The organism is Synechocystis sp. FACHB-383 (assembly GCF_014698605.1).
Classification (GTDB): Bacteria; Cyanobacteriota; Cyanobacteriia; order Cyanobacteriales; family Microcystaceae; genus Synechocystis; species Synechocystis salina.
In genome coordinates this window covers 84,238-107,615 of the sequence record NZ_JACJTJ010000013.1, presented here as the reverse complement: position 1 = coordinate 107,615, position 23,378 = coordinate 84,238, and the positions used below count along the sequence as shown (strand labels likewise).

The 23,378-nt window shown below is 51.7% G+C and carries 17 protein-coding genes; 7 read left to right on the top strand and 10 right to left on the bottom strand.

All coding sequences use genetic code 11. The features are described 5' to 3' along the window. Positions 1-45 precede the first annotated feature (45 nt). The 9 genes from H6G45_RS02725 to H6G45_RS02685 form a co-directional block, all read right to left on the bottom strand. Positions 46-894, bottom strand: coding sequence for a PilN domain-containing protein (locus H6G45_RS02725; protein ID WP_190596362.1), 849 nt, complete (start codon positions 892-894; stop codon positions 46-48). A gap of 87 nt (positions 895-981) precedes the next feature. After that, positions 982-2,085 carry a type IV pilus biogenesis protein PilM gene (locus H6G45_RS02720; RefSeq protein WP_190596361.1) on the bottom strand — a complete coding sequence of 368 codons (1,104 nt, stop codon included), beginning with the start codon at positions 2,083-2,085 and terminating at the stop codon, positions 982-984. Between the two features lie 184 nt (positions 2,086-2,269). Beyond that, positions 2,270-2,710, bottom strand: coding sequence for a hypothetical protein (locus H6G45_RS02715; RefSeq protein WP_190596359.1), 441 nt, complete (start codon positions 2,708-2,710; stop codon positions 2,270-2,272). 29 nt (positions 2,711-2,739) lie between these two features. Further along, positions 2,740-3,504, bottom strand: coding sequence for an iron uptake porin (locus H6G45_RS02710; RefSeq protein ID WP_190596358.1), 765 nt, complete (start codon positions 3,502-3,504; stop codon positions 2,740-2,742). Between the two features lie 229 nt (positions 3,505-3,733). Beyond that, entirely contained in the window at positions 3,734-4,474 is a 741-nt protein-coding gene (locus H6G45_RS02705; RefSeq protein ID WP_190596356.1) for a WecB/TagA/CpsF family glycosyltransferase, read from the bottom strand. A gap of 139 nt (positions 4,475-4,613) precedes the next feature. Then, positions 4,614-6,203 carry a TolC family protein gene (locus H6G45_RS02700; protein ID WP_190596354.1) on the bottom strand — a complete coding sequence of 530 codons (1,590 nt, stop codon included), beginning with the start codon at positions 6,201-6,203 and terminating at the stop codon, positions 4,614-4,616. A gap of 96 nt (positions 6,204-6,299) precedes the next feature. Next, positions 6,300-7,856, bottom strand: a complete 1,557-nt coding sequence (ggt, locus tag H6G45_RS02695) for a gamma-glutamyltransferase (protein WP_190596352.1) — start codon at positions 7,854-7,856, stop codon at positions 6,300-6,302. A gap of 30 nt (positions 7,857-7,886) precedes the next feature. Beyond that, positions 7,887-9,068: an FtsW/RodA/SpoVE family cell cycle protein gene (locus H6G45_RS02690; RefSeq protein ID WP_190596350.1), complete on the bottom strand. Its 1,182-nt coding sequence runs from the start codon at positions 9,066-9,068 to the stop codon at positions 7,887-7,889. Between the two features lie 4 nt (positions 9,069-9,072). After that, a complete protein-coding gene (locus H6G45_RS02685) occupies positions 9,073-9,630 on the bottom strand; it encodes a DUF2808 domain-containing protein (RefSeq protein ID WP_190596348.1) in 558 nt (185 codons plus the stop codon). Between the two features lie 129 nt (positions 9,631-9,759). On the opposite strand from H6G45_RS02685, the gene H6G45_RS02680 reads away from it, so the two are divergent. Beyond that, on the top strand, positions 9,760-11,607 hold the full coding sequence (locus H6G45_RS02680; RefSeq protein ID WP_190596346.1) for a carbamoyltransferase: 1,848 nt from the start codon (positions 9,760-9,762) through the stop codon (positions 11,605-11,607). A gap of 87 nt (positions 11,608-11,694) precedes the next feature. On the opposite strand, the gene rpoC1 is transcribed toward H6G45_RS02680, so the two are convergent. Beyond that, a complete protein-coding gene (gene rpoC1 / locus H6G45_RS02675; protein ID WP_190596344.1) occupies positions 11,695-13,575 on the bottom strand; it encodes a DNA-directed RNA polymerase subunit gamma in 1,881 nt (626 codons plus the stop codon). Positions 13,576-13,929: 354 nt separating this feature from the next. On the opposite strand from rpoC1, the gene H6G45_RS02670 reads away from it, so the two are divergent. The 6 genes from H6G45_RS02670 (at position 13,930) to rlmD (ending at position 23,319) form a co-directional block, all read left to right on the top strand. Next, on the top strand, positions 13,930-16,965 hold the full coding sequence (locus H6G45_RS02670; RefSeq protein WP_190596342.1) for a peptidase domain-containing ABC transporter: 3,036 nt from the start codon (positions 13,930-13,932) through the stop codon (positions 16,963-16,965). 149 nt (positions 16,966-17,114) lie between these two features. Continuing rightward, positions 17,115-18,872 (top strand): HlyD family efflux transporter periplasmic adaptor subunit, encoded by a 1,758-nt coding sequence (locus tag H6G45_RS02665; RefSeq protein ID WP_190596340.1) that lies wholly within the window; start codon positions 17,115-17,117, stop codon positions 18,870-18,872. Between the two features lie 87 nt (positions 18,873-18,959). After that, the gene (locus H6G45_RS02660; protein WP_190596337.1) at positions 18,960-19,361 is read left to right on the top strand and encodes a ubiquinol-cytochrome c reductase iron-sulfur subunit; all 402 of its coding nucleotides are present in this window, start codon (positions 18,960-18,962) and stop codon (positions 19,359-19,361) included. A gap of 59 nt (positions 19,362-19,420) precedes the next feature. Continuing rightward, a complete protein-coding gene (locus H6G45_RS02655) occupies positions 19,421-20,713 on the top strand; it encodes a D-alanyl-D-alanine carboxypeptidase/D-alanyl-D-alanine-endopeptidase (RefSeq protein ID WP_190596335.1) in 1,293 nt (430 codons plus the stop codon). Positions 20,714-20,788: 75 nt separating this feature from the next. Continuing rightward, a complete protein-coding gene (locus H6G45_RS02650; RefSeq protein WP_190596333.1) occupies positions 20,789-21,859 on the top strand; it encodes a mannose-1-phosphate guanylyltransferase in 1,071 nt (356 codons plus the stop codon). Between the two features lie 68 nt (positions 21,860-21,927). Next, complete coding sequence (gene rlmD, locus H6G45_RS02645) at positions 21,928-23,319, top strand: 23S rRNA (uracil(1939)-C(5))-methyltransferase RlmD (protein ID WP_190596331.1); 1,392 nt, start codon at positions 21,928-21,930, stop codon at positions 23,317-23,319. Positions 23,320-23,378 lie beyond the last annotated feature (59 nt).

The window sequence follows — 23,378 nt, the reverse complement described above, 5'->3', positions numbered from 1 at the left end:
CTAAAAACAAATTCAGTCGCAATTGTTGGTAATAAATTAAGGTTGCTAGTTTGACGGCTCCGGTGGAGGAGCATCCCCTGTCGGTTCCACAATCGGGGGAGGGGGGACATCCGGCACATCTGCTGGCCGATCCAATACCCCCTTGAGCTCTAAAAACTTAAACCGGGCCACTAAACCCGCCGCCCCATTTTTAATTAATGCTGTTATCAGGTCTTTGTCTGGGGTGTTAGTGATTTCCGTCTGGATGGTGTAGCTCACCCCCGCTGGAATCAAAACCGTAGAAGTGCCCTGGTCAACTTCTGGTTCCTCTGTGCCGCCCGTTTGGGCTGTTGTGCCTTCCCCGGTAATGGGTAAAGCTGCTGCATTGGCCGTCATTAACTGAGTTTTATTAGCCTGTAAAAACTTTGAACTCTGTAAAGTGAGGAGAAAATCATTTAGGGCGCCGTAGTTCCCGGCAAACCCGGACAGAGTCAAAACGTTTCCTTCCTGTTGGATACTTTGTAACTGTACTTCTTGGGGTAACTGATTAGTAATCTCCTGCAACAAAGCCGACCAAGGTTTAATTTGATTAAACACAGCGATTAAGCCGTCCGCATCCTGGTGGGCCGCCGCTGTTTTTGCTTGCACTTCCTGGATTTTCTGCTGTTCCCCCTGTAGTTGGGTCAACTCTGTTTCTAACTGTTGAATATTGGTCTGGGCGACACCCTTTTGCCAATTTATCAGCAGCACTCCCAACCCAGCTAAAGCAGGTAGTAATACCATCACCCCTGCCCCAATGTAAAGCGGCATTTGTTTCTGTAGATCGTCCCCCGCTAGGGTAATGCTGGTGGTTTGGGTGGATCGAACAACGTCAGAGTTGCGGTCCTTGAGAAAGTTGACGTCTAGGCTATACATGGGAGGGTTTCAGTGGAGTATGGCATCGAATAAAGAAGAGGAGTGAAGTAACTAACAAGTATGGGCAAGGCGAACAAGTCTAAGGAGCTAGGCTTCTCGGATACCCAATCCCAAAACCGTGGCCAGACTGGGACGTTCTACGTCAGAAAAGTTCTGATCAGTGTCGATCGCCAGGGCTTCAAAGGGGTCTACCTTGACAGTGGGAATACTTAAGCGTTGGGTGAAATACTCATCCAATTGGATCAAACCCCCACCGGGACCGGCCAAGAGCAACTGCACCAGTTCCAATTCCTCACTCTGGTTGAGGTAGAAGTTGATGGACCGCCGCAGCTCGTCGGTTAGTTCCCCCATGACCCGCATTAGGGCGTTCATACCGGGATTAACCGCTGTGCCTTGGGTGCTCATGGTGTCGAACTGGGTGACGGGAATGGTCATACCCTGCAAAATTTCTGGGTTGCGGGAAGGCGGCAAATTCATCGCCCGGGAAAGGGCATTCTGCATCTGGTAGGTGCCAATGGGAACTGTGCGGGAAAATTGGGGCACTCCATCCACAATGATGGCAATTTCCGTGCTGTCGAACTCAATATCCACCAGCACCGCCGCTTCCCGGGAACCAAACTGCCGCAACTGTTCCCGAATGGTTCTAATCAGGGCAAAACTATTGATTTCCAGCACATCTACCTGGAGCCCCGCCTGCTGAAAAGTATCTAGATAGGAATCGGTTACCTCCCGACGGGTGGCCACCAACAACACCTGCACCTTTTCAATGCCGTCTTCATCCTCGAACAAGCCTAGTTTTTGGTAATCCAAATCCACTTCTTCCCTGGGATAGGGCAAATACAGGGCCGCTTCGTGGTTCAGCACCATGTCGCGCAATTCATTTTCGTCCAACTCCGCCGGCACCGGCAGCATACGAATAATGGCCTCCCGCATGGGCACCGCCGTCGCCACCTGCTTGGTGTTAATGCTATGCTCGCCCAGCAGTTCCTGAATAATTTCCGCCAGGGCCGGAGAATCAACGATCTTCCCCTCCTCAAAAATTCCCTCCGGAATGGAAGCGTGGCCAAATTTCCTCAGTTTATAATTCTGACCCTGGGAAGTAAGTTGGGCAACATTAACCCTTTCGGGGGTAATTTCTAGCCCTACCCCGGAGGATTTACGGCTAAATAAGCTAGTGAGACGGCTAAACATGGGGGTTGCGGTAACCGCTGGCGATGATAAAACAAAATTATTAAGGAGTAAGGGTGGGAGGTGGAAAAAATCTATCAGTCTATGGTAATGTCCTGGCCAACACTGTCAATAACAAGCAACAAAGTGTTAACTCAGTCTCAACCAAAACTCCGCTGAGATCTGACCGGAGGCCAGTCAACAAAGTTTACAGTGCCTGGCCACGGATTTTAGCGGAAAAACCCGAGGCTTTGAACTGTTCTAACTGCAAAGGTAGGGGTTGTTGAGCGGGCACGTTGATACGCACCTCAAAGTTGCTTTTTCCTGGGGGAATTTCGGCAATGTTACCCAAGCGGGTGCGATTTTGCATGGCCGGTTCGTGGTTGGCATCGTAGATACGGCCAAAAACGTCGGCATCATACACTGTTTTCCCCGTCCGATTATTGGCAATGCCGGTTACTAAAAAGCAGTTGGCCGGATTGCTCGAACCACTGCCCACATTGCCTTCCGCTAGGTCTGCCGGACAGGGTTTGTAGTCAATTTCCGTCAGGGGTACTTCAGTCAAGGCCCAAGCGGGCATGGCGATCGCCAAGGAGAGACAGGCTATGGCCAGGATGACAAGAAAAGACCGCAGAGCAGTTAGAAACATAGATTCAGAGAAAAACGAGCGTTAATGCCTTAAAAGCCGGGGGCGGTGGGGGGCAGGGGAGGATTCCCAAAGCGGGTGTATTGAGACCAATCTTCCAACAGGGACTGGTTAAAGGGGTCTGGTAAATCCCTGGTATGGATCACGGTGCCCCTGGTTTGTTGCTCCAACGCATCTTGGTAAACAGCTTCCACCACTGCCGCGTCTTCAGCAATCATGTTGTCAAAGTAGGAGCCGGGCCAACTGCGCCAACCGAAAATTTTGTTAGCTTGTCCAGAAATACTGGTGAGGTCGTAAAAACGCCCTGTGGCATTGTAGGAAGCTCGGGTGAAAACATTCTCCAGGGTGTCCCCAGCAGCGATGGATGTTTCTTTTTCTTCCATAAACTGCCCCAACTGTTGCCGGGAGGCCAACATCCTGGCCTCCAACTGAGTTAGGCAAGCGCTCAAACCGGCGGCAAACTCGTTGCGGGTCAAAGCCCGATCGCCACGGAAAGTTCTATCAGGGTAACCAACAATACAACCGTAGTTATCGACTAAATTCCGCAGTGCTTCGTAGGCCCAATTGTTGGGGGACACGTCCCGAAACTGGTTAATGCTGGTGACCTGCCCCAAAAGCTCTGTATAGGCTTGGTAACTCTGGTCATAGTTGGCTTGGGCCGTTTCTTTGTCCGGGGCTGGGGCCGCCATACCAGGGACAATACTAACGGGGTTGGCGATCGCCGGAGCGGCCATTCCCCCCAGTAGCAATCCCCCCAGGGCCGCTAATAAACAAGATTTCATCGATCGGTTAATCATCACAGAACACTCCTCAACCAAAATGACCAACGGACTGGAAAATAAGCCGCAAAAGTTAATAAAATTTAATATTTCGTCAGCGTAACCGGAGGTGTGGGCGATCGCCTGCCAGTCAACACCAATCTAGACGGCGATACCTAATAAATGTAACCCAATTTCCCCCAGGCGTAACCTTTATCCACAATTTCTCCCCCTTTTCGTCCCCGGAGCAAAATTTATGGTTAAAACATCACCGATGGATGAGGGTGCGGAAGAAAAATTTAGGCAGGGCCAACATCCGCCGCCAGCGCCAGGGTTCTTGGTAGAGCCGATAAAACCACTCCAGGTTATAGCGACAGAAAAATTCCGGTGCCCTTTCCTTAGTACCAGACCACACATCAAAACTTCCCCCTACCCCAATCCAAATACCCTGGGGACAAAGGTGGCGGTGGTCCCGAATCCAATACTCCTGCCGAGGAACTCCCAAACCGACCAAAATTAGACAGGGCTGCTCCTGGGCCAGGGTTTGTTGCCAAGCTTTCTGCTCCGCTTCAGTTAAAAAGCCATGGTTTGCCAAAATTTTCAACCCTGGATATTCCCCTTGCCAACGTTGGGCCGCTAGCTCAGCAATGCCCGGTGCCCCTCCATAAAAGGCGATCGCCTGATTCCTCTTACTCCGGCCAATGTGACGCACCATCGCTTCCGCCAGTTCAATGCCAGGGCAACGGTTTTGCTCGATGCCTTCCAGTTTCAAATAAATGGTTACCCCAGCCCCGTCGGGAATAACCAGTTCCGCCCGCTGGATAACTTGCTGCACCGCCGCTTCTTTTTCGGCCAGCATCACCATTTCCGAGTTGAGGGTAACCACGTGGGCCCCTTGACCAAAGGCAAGGCAATTTTCCAGCCAATGGCCATAGTCATCGCACAGATGTACCGGTACGCCAAAAACAAACGCTTGTTGCAGTGTTAGCTCAGCAAAGTCGGTGGCCATAGGGAAAATTAGGTTGGGAAAAAGGGCCGGTTTAGATGATGCCCCTGGACTGTCACATGGGAAAAATCTGCCACCATTGGGGAGTTTGGCTGTGCAGAATTAGGAGGCAAATTGAGATTTCGTAGATGCCCGATACCCTCTAGGGTTGAATATCAAAGAGATGGTTGTTGGGCAAATTACTAATGGAACGCTGGAGTTGGTTCAAGGACTGGTTATAGCCAATAATTGCCTGCAAGAACCGTCCCCGGGCGTTGGCCAAATCCCGTTGGGCATTAATAACATCGGTTTGGGTCCCCACCCCAGCCTGGAAACGCAATCGGGCTAAACGGAGAGCTTCTTCAAAACGAATGACGTTGGTGCGGGTACTGCCAATATTTTCTTTATTGGAGATTAGGGTGTAGTAGGATTCCTCTACCTCCAAGCGAATTTGATTTCTCTGTTCAGCAAAGGTGGTTTTGGCAATGTCCATTTGGCGATCGGCCCGGCGGGCTTCAGCCAGTGCTCTTCCACCGTCAAAAAAGTTCCAGCGTACCCGGGCGGCAAAGGAATAACCATCCACTAACCCGGCACTGCTATCGAAATTGTTTTGGTAGGTGTAATTAGCCAGAAAATCCACCCTGGGTTTCATGGCCGCCAGAGCAATGTACCGGTCCTGTTCACTCACCTCAATTTGCACTAATTGCTGTTCTAATTCAGCTCGATTTTTGTAAGCTTGCACAATGCTTTCATCGAGGGGTAAGTTCCAATCCCCCGCTTCCACAATTTCATCAGCAGCGGTTAATTCCACCCGTTGCCCCACACTCAGTAGTTGGGCCAGGCGGCGGCGGGCATTGCGTTGATCGGCGATCGATCTGGTTAAAGCCTCATTAGCAGTGGCCAAATCCCCTTCCGCCCGTAACACATCAAAACGAGTCCCTAAACCAGCCTGTTCCAGAAGGCGGGCATCCCGTAAACTCTGGGAAGCATCCTCCACGGAAGCCTGGGCGATCGCCACCTGAGCATCGGCCCCTTGGAGAGCATAGTAACGATCCGTAGCTTCAAAGCGGGTTTGTTCCGCCACCACTTCCACTTGAAGGCGACTGTTTTGCACCAACTGCTCCGCCTTAGCAATTTGGGCACTCCTTTCCCCACCGGCATAGATACTGTAGGTCAAGTTAATATTACCCACCGCATTGGTGCTGGTTTCCGGGCGTAATTCTGGGGTGATGGTGGTGGTTTGATCCTGGTTGGCAATGAGGGCATTGTTGGCTTCGGCCGCCGCACTACTATCCCGACTAAAGGTGAAATCTGTATCTAAATTGGGGTAGAGGGCCGCCCGGGCAGCCATTAAACCAGCCTCTTGTTGCTCCAGGGATAGCTTGGCCTCCTGTAGCTGTTCATTGTTCCTAAGGGCCAAAGCAATAGCTTCGTCCAAGGTAATGGCCTGCCGTACCGTGGTATCCACCTCGTCGGGTTTGGTGGGAAACATGAGGGGATTACCAGAAGGATTCAAACGCTCATCGGGCATGGCGGGGGGCAACTCAGGCAAAGCGAACCCATTGGCGCTACTCTCCGTTCCTGTTTCCACAGATGGGAGGGGGGTCTCAGCGGGAGTAATAGTAGGACTTTGGGCCACGACGATCGTCCCCTGGCCGCCACTGAAGCCGGGCAAAAAGACACCGACGCTGGTGCTGAGTAGCAACAACAGAGTGGAAGAAGACCAAAATTTGAGCGGATGGATTGATTTCATTGGGAATGTGACCAGACAACTCAGCCGTAATCGCAAAAAGGGGAAACGCTGTTCGCTAAATAACTTACCGCATTGCCCTAAGAATTGTAACCAATGTTATTCGACACTGTAGGCTACGGCCCCCGATCGCCGGGGATCTCCAACCCCTTCCAGGGTCCCAGCGCTGGTGATGGCAACCCCATGGACTCCCCCAAAAAACATATTTTGTTCTGTCCAGAGGGTACTCTCGGTACCGTCGTCAAATTGCAGTTGGGCCAGAATGTCAGCCACAGGGGTTGGCTCCAAATCCAATTTGTGGGCCTCCCAATGGATACGTCCCTGCCCCACCGCTTCAGTTAACGGTAATTGGTAATCCAGGTGATGGCAGACCACCTGCAAAATGGCACTGCGAATGCGATTTGATCCCCCTGACCCCAAAACTAACTGGGGTTGTTCCTGATCCAAAAGCATAGTGGGGGCCATCATCGATGATAAACGTTGCCCCGGTTGCCATTGGTAAAATCCCTGGGGATTGAGGTCTTCTTCCCCCAACATATTGTTCAGCATAATGCCTGTGCCGGGAATAAAATGCCCCGAGCCCTCCCCATTGGAACTGGTTAAACTGGCGGCATTGCCTTCCCCGTCCAAAACACTAATGTGGGTGGTGCTACCCAATCTGTTTGAGAAGTTCGATTGCTCCAATTTGTAAACTAGGCGATCGCCGTCGAGAAATTTGGCCTCAATGTCCTGACAGTGGAGATTGCCATCCAGGTATTGCCGGCGAGCCCTGTTGCTCAGGGCCATTACCTGGCTAAAAAGTTGGATTTGTGCCGCACTACCCAACGGATATTGGCTTAGGTCGTACTTTTCGAGCAACTGCAAGGCAAAGGCAATCAGAATGCCCCCAGCACTGGGGGGAGGATTTGTTAACAATTGCCGTTGGCGATATTGGGTCCGCAGGGGGGGACGAATTGCCACTTGATAGTCAGCCCAGTCCTTGGCAGTTAAGGCACTGGCCTCCCCCAAAGATGCCAACACCCACTCGGTTAATTCTCCCCGGTAAAACCAATCCGGGCCGTAGCGGGCCAATTGTTCCAACACGTTCGCAAACTGGGGCAGATAGGCCTTTGCCCCTTGACGGAGAATTTTTCCTTGGGGGGCGTAAAATTGTCTGCCTTCCTCCTGTTGGGTCAGAATCGGCTCCAACAGATGATTGGTAAAATCATTGAAACGGTTGAGGGTAAACCCTTGGCGAGCATATTGCACCGCTGGTTCAATCAAGGCCTTGAAAGGTAAGCGCCCCAGTTTCCTGTGTACCGTAAACAGCCCCGTCACCATCCCCGGCACGGCAATCGCCCCTTTGCCAATGTGGAAAGTTTGCCAAGCTCCCCCAAAGTTGAGGGCTACGGGGTAGAAGTCCACTGCTTTTTCCCCCGGATTGACTAGGGGTGTTTGGCAAAAGAAGTCGAACAGGTAACTTTTCTTAGCCGCGGTCTGGGCCAACAAAAAACCCCCTCCCCCCAGGGAAGTTAAACCCGATTCCACCACACAGGCCGCCAACACCGAGGCGATCGCCGCATCGAAGGCATTGCCCCCCTCTTCCAGCATGCGTTTGCCCGCTTCCGCTGTTTGGGCATGGCCCGCCGCCACCACCCCAATGGTTTTATCCGCCATAGCAGTTTGAATAAAAATCGAAAATTAAACCTAAACCGCCGGGGCAGTTTTGGTTGTCAGGGGAATCACTTCCGCTTCATTACTTTCCCTGGCCACCCGTACCAGCAACCCCGCCAGCACCAAGCTTGATAGACAGGAGCTACCACCATAGCTAAAAAATGGCAGAGGCAAACCGGTGGTGGGTAGAGCGCCGCTGGCCACGCCAATATTGAGCAAAGACTGGCCCACTAGAAAAATTACCACCCCTAGTCCAATTAACCGCTTGACCCGATGGCGACAACGCATGGCTACCCGCAGTCCCATGGTGGCAAATAAGCCGAGAAAAAGCAGAAAAGCAACGCAACCCACCAGCCCAAATTCCTCCGCAAAGACCGCAAAAATGAAATCTGTGGTTTGTATGGGCAAATAAAATAATTTTTGCTGGGACATGCCAAATCCTCGACCTAAAATCCCCCCAGAGGCGATCGCGTATAAACTTTGTACCAGTTGATAGCCATCGCCCCTTGGATCGGCAAAGGGGTCCAGAAAAGAAGTCACCCGAGCCCGTTGATAATCCCGAATGGAGATACTGGTGACAGCGGTAGTTATCCCCAATAGAGCAGTGGAAATTAGATAACCCCAGGGAAGACCGGAGGCCAGGGCAATCAGCCATAACCCCATGCCACAAAGAGCGGTGGTGCTCAAGTTGGGCTGGAGCAAAATACTGCCCAGGGTCAGCCCGAAAATGCCCAACCAGATGAGTCGAGTTCGCCAGGGAAAACGATGCCAATTACCAAACAAATTAGCCGCCTGGAGCACTAAACAGGGCTTCATAAACTCCGACGGTTGGATCAAGATTGGCCCTAAACTAATCCAGCGACGGGCCCCATTCACTTCCACCCCTAAGCCGCTTTTAGTTAGAAAAATCAACAGTAAAACTACAACTAGAAACCAGGGCACTAGCTTGAGACAGACCTGTAGAGGCAGACGCACCAGAAAATTAAAAATATTTAGCCCCAGCCAGAGGTAGGCAATTTGCTTGAGGATAATGCTCAGACCCGTGCCACTGTTATCCAGACTTTCCGCATAGGAAGCAGAGAATAGCACCACCACCCCGATCGCCATCCAGGCGAAAAACAAAGTCCGCATCAAACGGGCTTCCCCCGACCATCGCAGTACTTCAGGGTCATAGAAGGGAAAAATGATTCGGATTAGATTGGCGGCGGTGATCATTGGGCTAGCGATTTTCGTAAAATTGTAACCGCCCCACCCCTAAATCCAAACCAACGGGGGCCGGCCCTGGGGGAAAAGCTTGCACCCGAAATTGATAAACCCCCTCCACCTGTGGGTTTTGCTCCGCCAGCAAAGCGATAGTGACGGTATTGCCGGGGGCAATGGGAGGATCAAATTGCACCACAATGGTTTGGGAGTCGCCACTGGTGGAAACGGCAGAACTTGACAAGTCGTTGCCCCGCTGGGAGGGCATGCCCAAAAATACTTCCGTTTGGCTTAAATCCAGGCTAATGGGAGAAGGATTGGGTTGTTGATGCAGTACCACTTTGCCGAGGGGCTCAATTTCCCCTGCAGGTAGACTAATACTAAAGAAATACCTGCTGTTGGGAATATTAACGCCGTTGAAGCTGGCATCCACATCGGCCAAACTGGGGGGAGTGCCGGTGAAAAAGGTGGCATTGGCGGGGAACGGATCCGTTTGTGCTTGGACAACGATCGCCGGGGAAAGAACTAACCCCATCCCCACTAGGGTGCCCAACAGCGAGTAGAAATTTTTCAGCATGGCCTATGGTCCTGACTCCTGATCAAAGATAAACGAATTGGCGATCGGTCTAGTTCCCAACCCAAGTTATTATACGAGGCAACGAATTGACAGTGACATTAGTGTTCCCTTTGGTCAGGATAGTTTAACGTGACTCACATTCTTGGCATTTCTGCTTACTACCACGACAGTGCGGCAGCTTTAGTAAAAGATGGCGTTATTGTGGCGGCGGTGCAGGAAGAACGATTTACCCGCAAAAAACACGATGCTGCTTTTCCTACCCAGGGCATCAACTACTGCCTTGCCGAAGGAGGAATTAGCCTCCAGGAAGTGGATTACATTGTTTTTTACGAAAAACCCTTGGTAACCTTTGAACGGTTATTGGAAACTTACTTGGCTTTTGCTCCTAGGGGACTCCGGTCTTTCATTGCGGCCATGTCCGCTTGGTTGCAGGAAAAACTTTATCTCAAGACTGTGTTGAAAAAAGCTCTGGCGGAACTGGGCGACTGCCAGACTAAAGATCTGCCGCCCTTGCTGTTTAACGAGCATCACCAATCCCACGCCGCCTCTGCCTTTTTTCCCAGCCCTTTCACCGAAGCCGCCGTGTTGTGTATGGATGGGGTAGGGGAATGGGCCACCACTTCCCTTTGGTCTGGCCACGGTAACCAGTTAACACCCCATTGGGAGATTCACTTTCCCCATTCCCTCGGTCTGCTTTACTCTGCTTTTACCTACTACACGGGCTTTAAGGTTAATTCCGGCGAGTATAAGCTCATGGGTTTGGCTCCCTACGGTGAACCCAAATATGTGGACCTAATTTTAGACAACTTATTAGATCTCAAGGCAGACGGAACCTTTCGTCTCAACATGGCCTATTTCAACTATGCCACCGGTCTAACCATGACCAATAAAAAGTTTGCCGACCTGTTTGGTGCGTCCCGGCGATCGCCAGAGAGTCCTTTAACCCAGCGGGAAATGGACATTGCCGCCTCCATTCAGGTGGTGACGGAGGAAGTGGTGCTGCGCCTCGGTAATACGGTGTACGAAGAACTCGGTTTAGAAAATCTTTGTTTAGCTGGGGGGGTCGCCCTCAACTGTGTGGCCAATGGTCGTTTACTGCGGGAAGGCAAATTTAAAAATATTTGGATTCAACCCGCCGCCGGGGATGCAGGGGGGGCAATCGGTTCTGCCCTTTCGGTGTGGTACCAATATTTGCAAAACGACAGGACGGCGCAACAGCCCGATGCCATGGCCGGTTCCTACCTAGGACCCCGTTTCAGTAACGAAGACATTGAAGCCTATCTCAATGACCTTGCCGTGGAAGCCGTATACGACTACTATCCCGATGGGGATTTATTCGACAAAGTGGCCCATATCCTCGCCGGAGGCAATGTGGTGGGGTGGTTCCAAGGGCGCATGGAATTTGGTCCCAGGGCTTTGGGGGGACGGTCGATCCTGGGGGATCCCCGCAATACCACCATGCAATCGGTGATGAATTTGAAAATTAAATACCGGGAATCTTTTCGACCCTTTGCCCCCTCGGTGTTGGCGGAAAAAGTAGGGGATTATTTTGTCTTGGACCAGCCCAGTCCCTACATGTTGATTGTGGCCGATGTGCAGGAAGAACTGCGTTTGCCGTTGACCCCAGAACAGGAGCAATTATTTGGCATCGAAAAGTTAAACATTCCCCGCTCCCAGCTCCCCGCCATTACCCACGTGGATAATTCTGCCCGTATTCAAACCGTCCACCTGGACATTAATCCCCGTTATTATCAGTTGCTGCAGGCATTTGAAGCGTTAACTGGCTGTGGGGTTCTGGTCAACACTTCTTTCAATGTGCGGGGAGAACCCATTGTTTGCACCCCAGAGGATGCCTACCGTTGCTTTATGCGGACGGAAATGGATTACTTAGTGTTGGAAAATTTCGTTTTAGCTAAAACGGCCCAGCCCCAACGGCCCCAAGACCAACAGTGGCAACATGAATTTGAGTTGGATTAATCCTTGAGCCTTGCCGTTCCAAAAAAAACAGCCGTAACTCCGAAAAGTTAAACGGCTGGATAAACTAACTAATGATTTTGGCCAACTTTAGAAGACCAACGCTTCGGCGATCGTTTTGTTATAGATGATTCGCCCTGGAGTCGTTTGAATGTACTGGGTGATGATTTCCCCGTCCGCTGCTTCCCGCACCTTCCGTTCCCGATAATATTTCATTACCGTGCCATCTCCCAATTCCTCGGTTTTTAGAACTTCCGTATCTGGTTTTTCCGTCACTACCTCTTCATCCAGGTGACGAATCCAAATTTGCGCGTGGAGGTCCACCTGGCCATGGTCGTAGGCCCGCAGAGCGTCTTCAATACCGGCAAAGTAACGTCCTGCTCCCTTCTGGGCGTTGGGATTTTCCGCTGTGAGGTAATAACAGCCCAGTACCATATCCTGGGAGGGCGCCACAATGGGCTTCCCGGTGGCAGGGGAAAGAACGTTGTGGCAGGCTAGCATTAATAGCCGGGCTTCACACTGGGCTTCCAGAGACAGGGGCACGTGTACCGCCATTTGGTCACCGTCGAAGTCAGCGTTAAAAGCGGGACACACTAGGGGATGGAGTTGGATTGCCCGTCCCTCCACCAAAATTGGTTCAAAGGCCTGAATACCCAAACGGTGTAGGGTGGGGGCCCGGTTGAGCATGACAGGGTGGCCGGTAATCACTTCTTCCAGCACGCTCCAGATTTGGGGGTCTCCCTTGAGAATTAATTTCTTGGCTGCTTTGATATTGTTGACAATGCCCAGTTTGATCAGACGGTGAATCACAAAGGGCTGGAAGAGCTCGATCGCCATTTCCCGGGGCAGCCCACATTGATAAATTTTGAGGTTGGGCCCCACCACAATAACGGAACGACCGGAGTAGTCGACCCGTTTACCCAAGAGGTTCTGACGGAAACGACCCTGCTTACCTTCAATGATGTCGGAGAGGGATTTAAGGGCTCGATTGTTGGCCCCTACCACCGTGCGACCCCGGCGGCCGTTATCAATGAGGGCATCCACCGCTTCCTGGAGCATCCGTTTTTCGTTACGGACAATAATTTCCGGGGCGAGGATTTCCTGCAAACGGGCCAGACGGTTATTACGGTTGATTACCCGCCGATAAAGATCGTTTAGGTCAGAGGTGGCAAACCGTCCCCCATCTAACTGCACCATGGGGCGGAGATCCGGTGGAATAACAGGAATCACATCCAGGGTCATCCATTCCGCTTGGGAGTGGGTAGCGATGAAATTATCAATTACCCGCAGACGTTTAATGAGCTTGGCCCGCTTTTGCCCTTTACTGGCCAGAATTTCTTCCCGTAGCTTTTCCGCCACTTCCTCCAGTTGCAATTCCGCCAATAGCCGTTGCACTGCTTCGGCACCAATGCCCACTTCGATGCCTTCTAGTTCCGAGTCTTCGGCATAAATTTGGTCTTCGATTTCCACCCACTGGTCTTCCGTCAACAGTTGTTTATACTGCAAATTGCTGGCGTTGCCAGGATCCAGTACCACGTAGGCGTTAAAGTAGACGATCTGCTCCACATCCCGCAGGGCCATGTCCAAAAGGATGCTGAGGTAGCTAGGAATGCCTTTGAGATACCAAACGTGGGTGACGGGGGCGGCCAATTTGATATAGCCCATGCGGTGACGCCGGACGCGGGATTCCGTTACTTCTACGCCGCAGCGTTCACAGACAATGCCCCGGTGCCGTACCCGTTTATATTTGCCACACCAGCATTCCCAATCTTTGGAAGGGCCAAAGATTTTTTCACAGAACAGACCGTCCATTTCCGGCTTTAAGGTCCGGTAGTTAATGGTTTCGGGTTTGGTCACTTCCCCCACTACGGTGCCGTTCGGTAGGGTGCGTTCTCCCCACTGACGGATCCTTTCGGGGGAGGCGATCGCAATTTTGACGTAATCAAACCGAGGTTCTGATTGGGCTTTCATGCTGGGCAAGGAACAAAAAATTTCAGACCCTTCATTGTACGATATTTATTGCCCCCTGGAAGGGGAACAGGATCAATCAATGGGGCTAATTTCCTAACTTGGAATAATTTTTCGGTTGGAGGACAGCGTTTTTGCCAAACTTTCTTGGGGGTAAACTAGGAACTCGGTCTGGTGAAAAAAGTCCGATCTGTTGTAATGTCTGGGGGAAGTGGAGGCCTCTAGGGGCACTGCCTGGCTTTTCGTCGGCCCAAGCCTTGGTTGAAAGGTGAAGATGTTTCAATATATCTAAAGCCGTCGCCAATTGTCGCTCAGCTATTTGCCAAACCAAATTTCTCCGTCCTTTTATTTGTTGCTATGAGTCTGACCATTGCCGATTATCAATCCTTTTTGCAGGAAATTGAACCCTTTGCTCAACTCCCTGCTCCGGCGATCGCCGAGATAGCGGCAAAATTGAGGCCGTTAAGGTTTCGCATGGGACAGATAATCCTGGCCCGGGGAAAGTTGGCCAATAATGTCTATTTTTTAGTCAGTGGCCAAGCAAGGTTGCTGGGTTATGACCCCGGCACTGGTTACCCTGCCACCATGGCTTTGCTCCAGAATGGGGCAGTGATCGGCGATAACAATGCCATTAGAAATGTCCCCTGTGAAACGGCGATCGCCTCAACGGAAACTATTTGTGCCAGCCTAACCAGGGACGAATTTTTGGCTTTGGTGGATAAATATCCAGAACTGGCCAGGGTTTATCGCCACCAGTGCGGTCGGGTGGAACTGTTCGATTTATTGGGAGAACAACTGCAGCGCACCGCCCAAGGCAATGTGGATTTGCGCCAGCTGACCCTAGAAATGTTGCCCCACAGCCAGGTGCATCAGTTGGAACCAGGCAGCCATAATCTGCCCAGCAACTTGCCCGATCCGGAGAAGCTCTGGTTGGTGAGTAGTGGGGAGTTGGAACAATGTCCCCGGGGTAGTGCCCTGCCGGCCTCAGATTCTCCCCTTGTGCTCAAGGCTCAAACACCCGTACGTCTAATTGGTATCCCTCCCTTGCCCCGGTTTTACCCTGGGGGTTCTGGACAGAAACACAATGGTGGTGGCAACGGCCATGGAGAAGTGCCCCTAGCGACAGTGACCCCCCTGGCCCCGGAGGATTCCCCCTGGGATGACATTCCCTATGCCGATCCTAACCAGTTGGGGGAGCCATTACCAGAGCCCACCGTGGTCAAATCTGGGCGCAAAAACTATCCCATTGTGCGGGGGCAGAATCCCACCGATGCCGGGGTAGCCTGCTTCCAGATGATTAGTCAATATTTCGGTATGCCTTTCCGCCGGGATATTATCCAACGGATTGTCACCGAAGAAATTAAGCGCAGTGAGGCCCTTTCATTACCTATTTGTGGGGCAATTATTGAATTGATGGGCTTGACTAGTCAGTTGGTGCGGATTCCCACCGGTGTTTTTGGGCAAATGCAGGTTCCTTTTCTGATCCGTTGGCAGGATAGCCTCGCCTTAGTGTACGAAGTTGGCGATCGGGAAGTGAAAATTGCCGTGCCGGAGCTGGGCCTAGTCAAACGCAACACCAGCGAGTTTCTTGAAACTTGGGGAGAAGAGGGACAAGGGGAGGTGCTGATGATGCACCCCTCCAAAGATACCCCGCAACAGAGGTTTGGTCTGAGTTGGTTTTGGCCGGCGTTGGTGAAATATCGCCACATTCTCCTGTTAGTGTTTGTGGCCTCCTTTTTTGTCCAATTATTTGGTCTAGCCAATCCCTTGATGATCCAAATCATCATCGACAAGGTGATTGTGCAAAACAGCAAAGATACTCTGCAGGTGTTGGGCATTGCGTTAGTGTCGATCGCCATTTTTGAGGCGCTTTTGAGCACCCTACGAACCTATTTGTTTGTAGACACCACCAATCGCATTGATATGAGTTTGGGGTCGGAAATCATTGACCACCTATTGCGCTTACCCCTGCGTTACTTTGAGAACCGCCCCGTGGGGGAAATTTCCACCAGGGTCAACGAACTGGAAAATATCCGCCAATTTTTAACCGGCACTGCCCTGACGGTGGTGCTGGACTCAGTGTTTTCTGTGGTCTATATCGTCGTCATGATTATCTATAGTCCCCTGCTGACGGCGGTGGCCCTGGGTATTGTGCCTATTTTTGTTGTTTTGACCCTGGTATTTTCTCCCCTGATCCGGAGGCAATTGCGGCTCAAGGCAGAAAGAAATGCCCAAACCCAGTCCTATCTGGTGGAGGTGATGTCCGGTATTCAGACCGTTAAAGCTCAAAACATTGAGTTGCGTTCCCGCTGGCAATGGCAGGACAAATATTCCCGTTACGTGGGGGCCGGCTTCAACACCGTTATTACCTCCACCTTAGCCAGCTCCTCCAGTCATTTTCTTAACCAGTTATCCGGTTTATTGGTGCTCTGGGTGGGGGCATCCCTAGTGCTGGACGGGGATTTAACCCTGGGTCAATTAATTGCTTTTCGGATCATTGCCGGCTACGTGACCTCCCCCATTCTGCGTTTGACCCAACTGTGGCAAAACTTCCAGGAAACCGCCCTGTCCCTGGAACGGTTGGCGGACATTGTTGATACGCCCCAAGAATCGGAGCGCGATCGCCAAAACATCCCTATGCCAGAAATTGCCGGCGAAGTGAAGTTTGAAAACGTCAGTTTCCGGTTTAAAAAACAGGGACCCCTGCAATTGAGTAATATCAATCTTTCCTTCGCCCCTGGCACCTTTGTGGCCCTAGTGGGGCAGAGTGGTGCTGGCAAAAGTACCCTGACCAAACTGCTCTCCCGATTGTACGAACCGGAAGGGGGGCGAATTTTGGTGGATGGCCTTGATATTGGCAAAGTAGAACTCTATTCCCTCCGTCGCCAGGTGGGGGTAGTGCCCCAGGAAACCTTGCTCTTTGAGGGTACGGTGCAGGAGAATATTGCCCTCACCAACCCCGATGCCAGCACAGAACAAATTATTGCCGCTGCCAAAGTGGCCTCTGCCCACGAGTTCATCATGACCTTACCCAACGGCTATAACACCAGGGTGGGGGAACGAGGCGCTACCCTGTCCGGGGGACAAAGACAACGGATTGCCATCGCCAGATCGGTATTACAACGCCCTCGTATTTTGGTGTTGGACGAAGCCACCAGCGCCCTGGACTACATCACCGAACAACAGGTTTGCATTAACTTGGGTGATGCTTTTAGGGAACACACGGTTTTCTTCATTACCCACCGCCTTAGTTCCGTCCGGAGTGCCGATGTAATCGTTATGATGGACCAAGGTTCCGTTGTGGAACAGGGTAGCCATGAAGAATTAATGGCCCTCAAGGGACGTTACTATTACCTCTACCAACAGCAGGGAGCCGGCAGTGACGATGTTTAATTCCCTGGCCTAAACCGTATGAATTTTTATTAACTAGCCAGACGGCCTTTCCCCATCGGTTTTAAAACTTTGTCTATACAATTAGCGTAAATAATTTCCTCGCCTAATCACTTCTTTGTCCATCATCTTTGGCGATCGCCTCTAGAACTATGAATAGCCCTATCCAAAAAAACGTCCCTCAACGGAACGGCCACAGCCCCAAAACCATGGATGCAGGCACCTTGGCCGACGTCAAGGAGAAAGAACAGGAGAAGGCCGCCAAAACCCCCGTCGCCCTTACGTCCAACTCATCCCTATTCCAACCGGAACAGGCCATTGTCATGCGTCAGTCCCCCATGTGGGCCCGAGGCATTGCCATTGCCATTATGGGGGTGACTGTTGTGGCTGTGACCTGGGCTTCCATTGCCACCATTGAACAGGTGGTGCCCGCCACGGGGCAATTAAAACCTATTGATAAGGTGAAAGATATCAATGCACCACTGAACGGGGTGGTGAAAGAAGTGTTGGTGGAAAATAACCGCAAGGTCAAAAAAGGTGAAGTGCTGGTGATTATGGATTCCAGCAGTACCCAGGCAGAATTGACCGCCGCCCAAAATGTGCGTGCCAAAATCCTCCAGGAAAACGCTTTCTACCGTACCCTCCTGCAAAACGGCTTGGAAGGCAGTGCCCTCCAGAGGGCCGTCACCCAACTTAACCTACCCTGGGAAGTTGTGGCCCTAGCTAATAATCGGGCGGAATTGATTAACGAGAATGAACTTTATCGCCAACAATTGGGGCTAAGAACCGCCAGTGGGGAAGGAAAACTCACTTCTGAACAGCTTTCCCGTCTGGAAATGGCCCGCTTTGAACTGGGCAGTCGCATGACCGCCGCCGAGTTAGAAATTCGCCAAATTCAGAAACAGTTGGAACAAGCCGGTTTGCAGTTGAGGGCAGAAAGAAGCCAATTGCGGGAAGACCAAAAAATCCTAGCTGGTTTATTGGGGCGCAACGAAGCGGCCCTCGCAGAAGCCGAGAAAAGCCTGGCCATTGAGGCGGGCATTGTGGACAGCATGACTCCTTTGCTGGAAGAGGGAGCCCTGGCACGGTTACAGGTGGAAAAACAACAACAGTCCCTCAACGACAGAACCCAACAGTTAATCGAGCAAAAGGTTAACACCGTGGTGGAAGTGGACCGCCAAAAACAACAAATTGAGTCCCGCCAAGCGGAAATTCAGCGGCTGGAAACGGAGCAATTGCGCCTCCAGTCCTTAATTTCCCAGGCCCAAGCCCGCCTAGCCAACACCAGTGCCGTCACTGATAAGGATATTTACGATCGCCTGGCGGATAATGATAAGCGGCTGGCGGAAATTAATACCCAGATCACCAAAATTATTGTTGATAACGACAAACGGCTCACCGAGTTAAACGGGCAGATTGAAAGGAACAAGGTCAACCTGGGCTATCAGGAAATTACCTCCCCGGTGGATGGGATAGTTTTCGATCTCAAAGCAACCCCTGGTTACGTTACCCCCCCCAACCAAACCGAACCTCTGCTGAAAATTATCCCCGCCGATAGTTTGATTGCCGAAGTAGACGTCACCAACAAGGACATTGGCTTCGTTCGTACTGGTATGCCCGCCGACGTGCGCATTGACTCCTTCCCCTACAGCGAATTTGGAGGGGTCGATGGGGTGGTGGAGTCTGTCGGTTCCGATGCTCTGCCCCCAGATCAAACTTATCAATATTATCGTTTCCCCGTCAGAATTAAACTGGATAGCCAGGAATTGGTTAGCCAGGGGCGAGAGATTCCCCTCCAATCGGGGATGTCCGTGACGGCCAACATTAAAGTCAGGGAAAAACGCACAGTGATGAGTATCTTCACCGAACTATTCACCAAGAAAATTGAAAGCCTGGAAACTGTCCGTTAATTTTCCTAGCTTTGTGCTCACCCATGGTCGCTGCCACAGTACCAAGAATTTGGCTACACTGATGGCAGTTCTTTTTCTCTAGCCACTATGGTCAAGCGACGCAAGCTAATTTCTTACACTGCTTTCAGTACGGCGATCGCCGTCATCACGGGTTGCTTTGGCGGTAACAGCAGTAACGGCCAGGGACAAACGGTCAATGTCGGTACCATGGCGGATCTCAAGGCCAAGGGGGAATTAAAAGGGAACACTCCTAAGGGACCGGTGACGGTGGTGCCCAATGGTAGTGGCGGCCAGATCAGTGCGGTCAATCCCACCTGCACCCACAATGGTTGTCAGGTGGAATGGAAGAAAGCTAACGGTAAATTTGTTTGCCCTTGCCACGGGGCGGAATTTGCTGCTACGGGTAAGGTGCTCAAGGGGCCCGCCACCAGGAATCTGCCTACCTACGCTACCCAGGTGAGCGGCAACAACGTTTTGGTCAAAGCTTAGGGTCTAGCCATGGTTTTCAAAGGCTAGGTTGGACAATTGGTGGGAGGAGAAAATTAATTATGGTGAAAATCCTGGGGGCGACGGTATTAGCCCTACTCAGTTGGGGCAACCCTGGGGAACCATTAGTTGGGCAGGAAGTGGCCTGGCAAGAAGCAAAGGTTTTTGCCGTACCAACCCAAGCGGACCCCGCCATCGACAAAATTGTTGATAATTACCTTGATCGCCTGGAATCCTTGGGTTATGACCGCCAGCGCCAGGGTATTTGGTTGCAGTCGGAGTGGGCCTATTTGGGCTATAACCAAGCCAATAATGCTTTTCCCGCCGCTTCTCTAACCAAAATTGCCACCAGCGTCGCCGCTTTAGCTACATGGCCACCGGATCATCGCTTTACCACCCGTTTTTATGCCGATGGCCCCATTACCGCTGGGGTTTTACAGGGTAATTTACTGATCGCCGGGGACCATGATCCTCTCTTCGTCTGGGAAGAGGCGATTGCCGTTGGCAATGCCCTCAACCGAGCAGGGATCCGAGAGGTGACTGGAGATTTGGTAGTGGTGGGCAATTTCGCCATGAACTTTGAAGCTGACCCTGCCGTAGCGGGAGCCTTATTCAAACAGGCAGTGGATGAAAGCCAATGGTCGGCCATAGTCAATAAAGCCTTTGGGGATCTTCCCTCGAATACTCCCCGGCCCCAGGTAAAAGTTGCTGGCACCATCCAGACCCAGGCCGTTTTACCTCCCAACCTAGAACCATTACTAGAGCACCAATCCCTCCCCCTGGCGGCCCTGCTCAAACAGATGAATATTTACAGCAATAACGACATGGCTGAGATGTTGGCCCAGGCCATGGGGGGAGCGGCGATCGTGGCCCAAACTACCTCCCGTTTGGGGGCAATTCCAGCGGCGGAAATTCAGTTGCAAAACGGCTCTGGCCTCGGAGTGGACAATCGGCTTTCCCCCAGGGCAGTGACAAAAATGTACCAAGTTTTAGCAGAGCAGCTCCAACCCCACGGCCTAGGCATTGACGATATTTTTCCTGTTATGGGGCGCGATCGCCAGGGAACATTGGAATGGCGTAGTATGCCCCAGGGATTAACGGTAAAAACCGGTACATTAAATACGGTCAGTGCCCTTGCCGGCATCATTCCCACCCAGGAGCGGGGCACTGTTTGGTTTGCCATTATCAATAATGGCCCCAACTTTGACCGTTTGCGGGTAGAGCAGGACCGACTGTTGCAACAAATCGCTGAGCATTGGCAGATATTGCCAGAGAACTTGAATCCCGGCCCCATGGATAAGGTTTTGCTGGGGGACCCGGCCCGTAACCTAACGCCCCAACCCTCTGAATCTTAGCCGTTGCAACCTAAGGGGATTGCTGCCGTTGTATCCTAGGCGTTGAAAATGCCCGGCTAGCTAATTTTGCTCCCTATGACCCCATCATCCTCCGTTTTCATTCCTGTAATTCTTGCCGGTGGCAAAGGAGAAAGGTTTTGGCCCCTCAGCCGTAAGCAACGGCCTAAACAATTTTTGTCCCTGGATGGTTCCGGGGTCAGTTTGCTACAGGCCACAGCCCAACGATTACTATCCTTGGCCGGGGGCTGGGAGAATTTATGGGTAATTACGGCGGCTCCCATTGCGGAGGGGGTTTTGGCCCAATTGCCTTCATTGCCCAAGGAAAATTGTCTAGTGGAACCGGAAGGAAAAGACACAGCCCCCGCTGTGGCCTGGGCTAGCTTGGCAATTGCCCAACGCTATGGGGAGGATGCCATCATTGGTTTTTTCCCCGCTGACCACTGGATTAAAGACCAAGCCGCCTATGAGCAAACCTTGGCTGCGGCGATCGCCTATGCCCAGGAAGAGGACGCCATTGTCACCCTCGGTATTAAGCCCCATGGCCCGGCCACTGGTTATGGATATATTGAACAAGGCGTATTGCAACGGGAAATGGGCAACCTGCCGGTGTATCAAGTGAACCGTTTTACCGAAAAGCCCGACCGAGCCACAGCCCAGGCCTTTGTGGACAGCGGTAAGTTTAGTTGGAATAGTGGCATGTTCATTTTCCGCGCCGGGGTAGTTCTGCGGGAATTAGCTGACCATGCGCCTCAATTACTTACTGCGTTAAAAGCCCAAGGGGCGGCTGCTTATCCAACATTAGAAAAGAAAAGTATTGACTATGTCTTGATGGAAAAAACCCAATTAGCCTCGGTTCTGCCGGCCAATTTTGGTTGGGACGATTTGGGGGATTGGAATGCGTTGGAGCGACTGTTTCCCGAAGCCGAGGCCAATGTGGACTTGGGCAACCATGTCAACTTGCATAGCCAGGGCTGTATTGTTTACGCCAGTGATGAGGACCAGGTAATTGCCACCATCGGTTTAAAAGATGTGGTGATTGTGCGGGAAGGCAATGTCACCCTGGTGGTGCCCAAAGACCAGACCCAGGACATTAAGGGTTTACTCAAACAACTACAATCCCAACCGCAGTACGAAAATTTATTGTAGGGGAAGAAAGTAATGGCAAGATACAATGGCTGTGATTAAGGCCGCGCAAGTATTGGAACCAATTTTCGATGACCCAGAGTAATAATTTCTCCACTAGTCCTCTTTGGCAACAGGGGGCCGTAGTGGAATTGACCATTACCGGCCTCAATCACCAGGGAGAAGGTATTGGCCGCTTTGATGGCAGGGTGGTATTTGTGCCCGACACTGCCCCCGGCGATCGCCTGGAAGTCAGACTGATGCGGGTCAAGAAAAATTATGCCCTGGCCCAACTGCTCAAAATTTTAGAGCCTTCCCCCCAGCGCACCCGACCGTCTTGCATTGTGGCGGACAAATGTGGCGGCTGCCAATGGCAACATCTGGATTATCAATTCCAAGTAGAAAGTAAACAGCAACAGATTATTGATGCCCTGGAGCGCATTGGTGGTTTCACCGCTTTACCCCTGGAACCCATGTTACAGTCCCCCGCTAGTTTGGGTTACCGCAACAAAGCCACCTATCCCCTGGCTCGCTCCAAAACCGGCCAGGTGCAAGCTGGTTATTACCGCAAAGGCAGCCATCGTTTGGTAAATATTAACCAATGCCCCGTCCAGGACGATCGCCTGAATTTATTGTTGACGGAGGTGAAGAAAGATATTGAAAATCGCGGTTGGTCCATCTACGACGAAGAGAAAAAACAGGGCAAACTACGCCATTTAAGCCTACGCATTGGCCAGCGTACCGGGGAAATGTTGCTGACCCTAATTTCCGCCCATAAAGGTTTACCGGATTTAGAAGAGCAAGCCGGGGAATGGTTGGAGCGCTATCCCGATTTAGGCGGCATTTGTTTAAACATTCAGCCAGAACCCAACAACCGCATTTTTGGCGAAGAAACCATAGTGATTGCGGGGCGGGGCACCTGCCGAGAAAAGTTTGCCGATTTAAGCTTTAGCCTGGGCGCGAATACATTCTTTCAGGTCAATAGTGAGGCGGCGGAGCTATTGTTAACTCGGCTGCAGCAAGCATTAAATTTACAAGGCACAGAATTGTTGGTGGATGCCTATGCCGGTGTGGGCACTTTCACCCTCCCCCTAGCCCGCCAAGTTCGTCAGGCGATCGCCATTGAGGTCAATCAAGACTCGGTGCAGCAAGGACAACGCAATGCTGAGATGAACCAAATTACCAACGTGGACTTTTTAGCTGGCACGGTGGAAACTGTTTTACCCACCCTGTCAGATATTCCAGATATTTTGCTCCTCGACCCTCCCCGTAAGGGGTGTAACCCAGAAGTGCTCAGGGAAATTGTCCAACAGCGCCCAGGGAAAATTGCCTATATCAGTTGTCAGCCCCCCACCCTAGCAAGGGATTTGAAACTCCTCTGTGCTGAGGGCTCCTATGAAATTACCTGGGTTCAAGGTTGCGACTTTTTCCCCCAAACGGCCCATGTGGAGTGTGCAGTGATTCTCCAAGCAGTCAATGGTTAACCAAAGATTTTCTAGGGGTTATGGTAGCGGCAGGCACATTCAGACCACCCAGGCGATCG

Bases quoted from the DNA above. Each gene is read 5' to 3' on its own strand.
- H6G45_RS02705 (WP_190596356.1), bottom strand. From the start codon at position 4,474: ATGGCCACCGACTTTGCTGAGCTAACACTGCAACAAGCGTTTGTTTTT.
- H6G45_RS02685 (WP_190596348.1), bottom strand. From the start codon at position 9,630: ATGCTGAAAAATTTCTACTCGCTGTTGGGCACCCTAGTGGGGATGGGG.
- H6G45_RS02690 (WP_190596350.1), bottom strand. From the start codon at position 9,068: ATGATCACCGCCGCCAATCTAATCCGAATCATTTTTCCCTTCTATGAC.
- rlmD (WP_190596331.1), top strand. From the start codon at position 21,928: ATGACCCAGAGTAATAATTTCTCCACTAGTCCTCTTTGGCAACAGGGG.
- H6G45_RS02660 (WP_190596337.1), top strand. From the start codon at position 18,960: ATGGTCAAGCGACGCAAGCTAATTTCTTACACTGCTTTCAGTACGGCG.
- H6G45_RS02725 (WP_190596362.1), bottom strand. From the start codon at position 894: ATGTATAGCCTAGACGTCAACTTTCTCAAGGACCGCAACTCTGACGTT.
- H6G45_RS02710 (WP_190596358.1), bottom strand. From the start codon at position 3,504: ATGATTAACCGATCGATGAAATCTTGTTTATTAGCGGCCCTGGGGGGA.
- H6G45_RS02715 (WP_190596359.1), bottom strand. From the start codon at position 2,710: ATGTTTCTAACTGCTCTGCGGTCTTTTCTTGTCATCCTGGCCATAGCC.
- H6G45_RS02700 (WP_190596354.1), bottom strand. From the start codon at position 6,203: ATGAAATCAATCCATCCGCTCAAATTTTGGTCTTCTTCCACTCTGTTG.
- H6G45_RS02665 (WP_190596340.1), top strand. From the start codon at position 17,115: ATGAATAGCCCTATCCAAAAAAACGTCCCTCAACGGAACGGCCACAGC.
- ggt (WP_190596352.1), bottom strand. From the start codon at position 7,856: ATGGCGGATAAAACCATTGGGGTGGTGGCGGCGGGCCATGCCCAAACA.
- H6G45_RS02720 (WP_190596361.1), bottom strand. From the start codon at position 2,085: ATGTTTAGCCGTCTCACTAGCTTATTTAGCCGTAAATCCTCCGGGGTA.
- H6G45_RS02670 (WP_190596342.1), top strand. From the start codon at position 13,930: ATGAGTCTGACCATTGCCGATTATCAATCCTTTTTGCAGGAAATTGAA.
- H6G45_RS02655 (WP_190596335.1), top strand. From the start codon at position 19,421: ATGGTGAAAATCCTGGGGGCGACGGTATTAGCCCTACTCAGTTGGGGC.
- H6G45_RS02650 (WP_190596333.1), top strand. From the start codon at position 20,789: ATGACCCCATCATCCTCCGTTTTCATTCCTGTAATTCTTGCCGGTGGC.
- rpoC1 (WP_190596344.1), bottom strand. From the start codon at position 13,575: ATGAAAGCCCAATCAGAACCTCGGTTTGATTACGTCAAAATTGCGATC.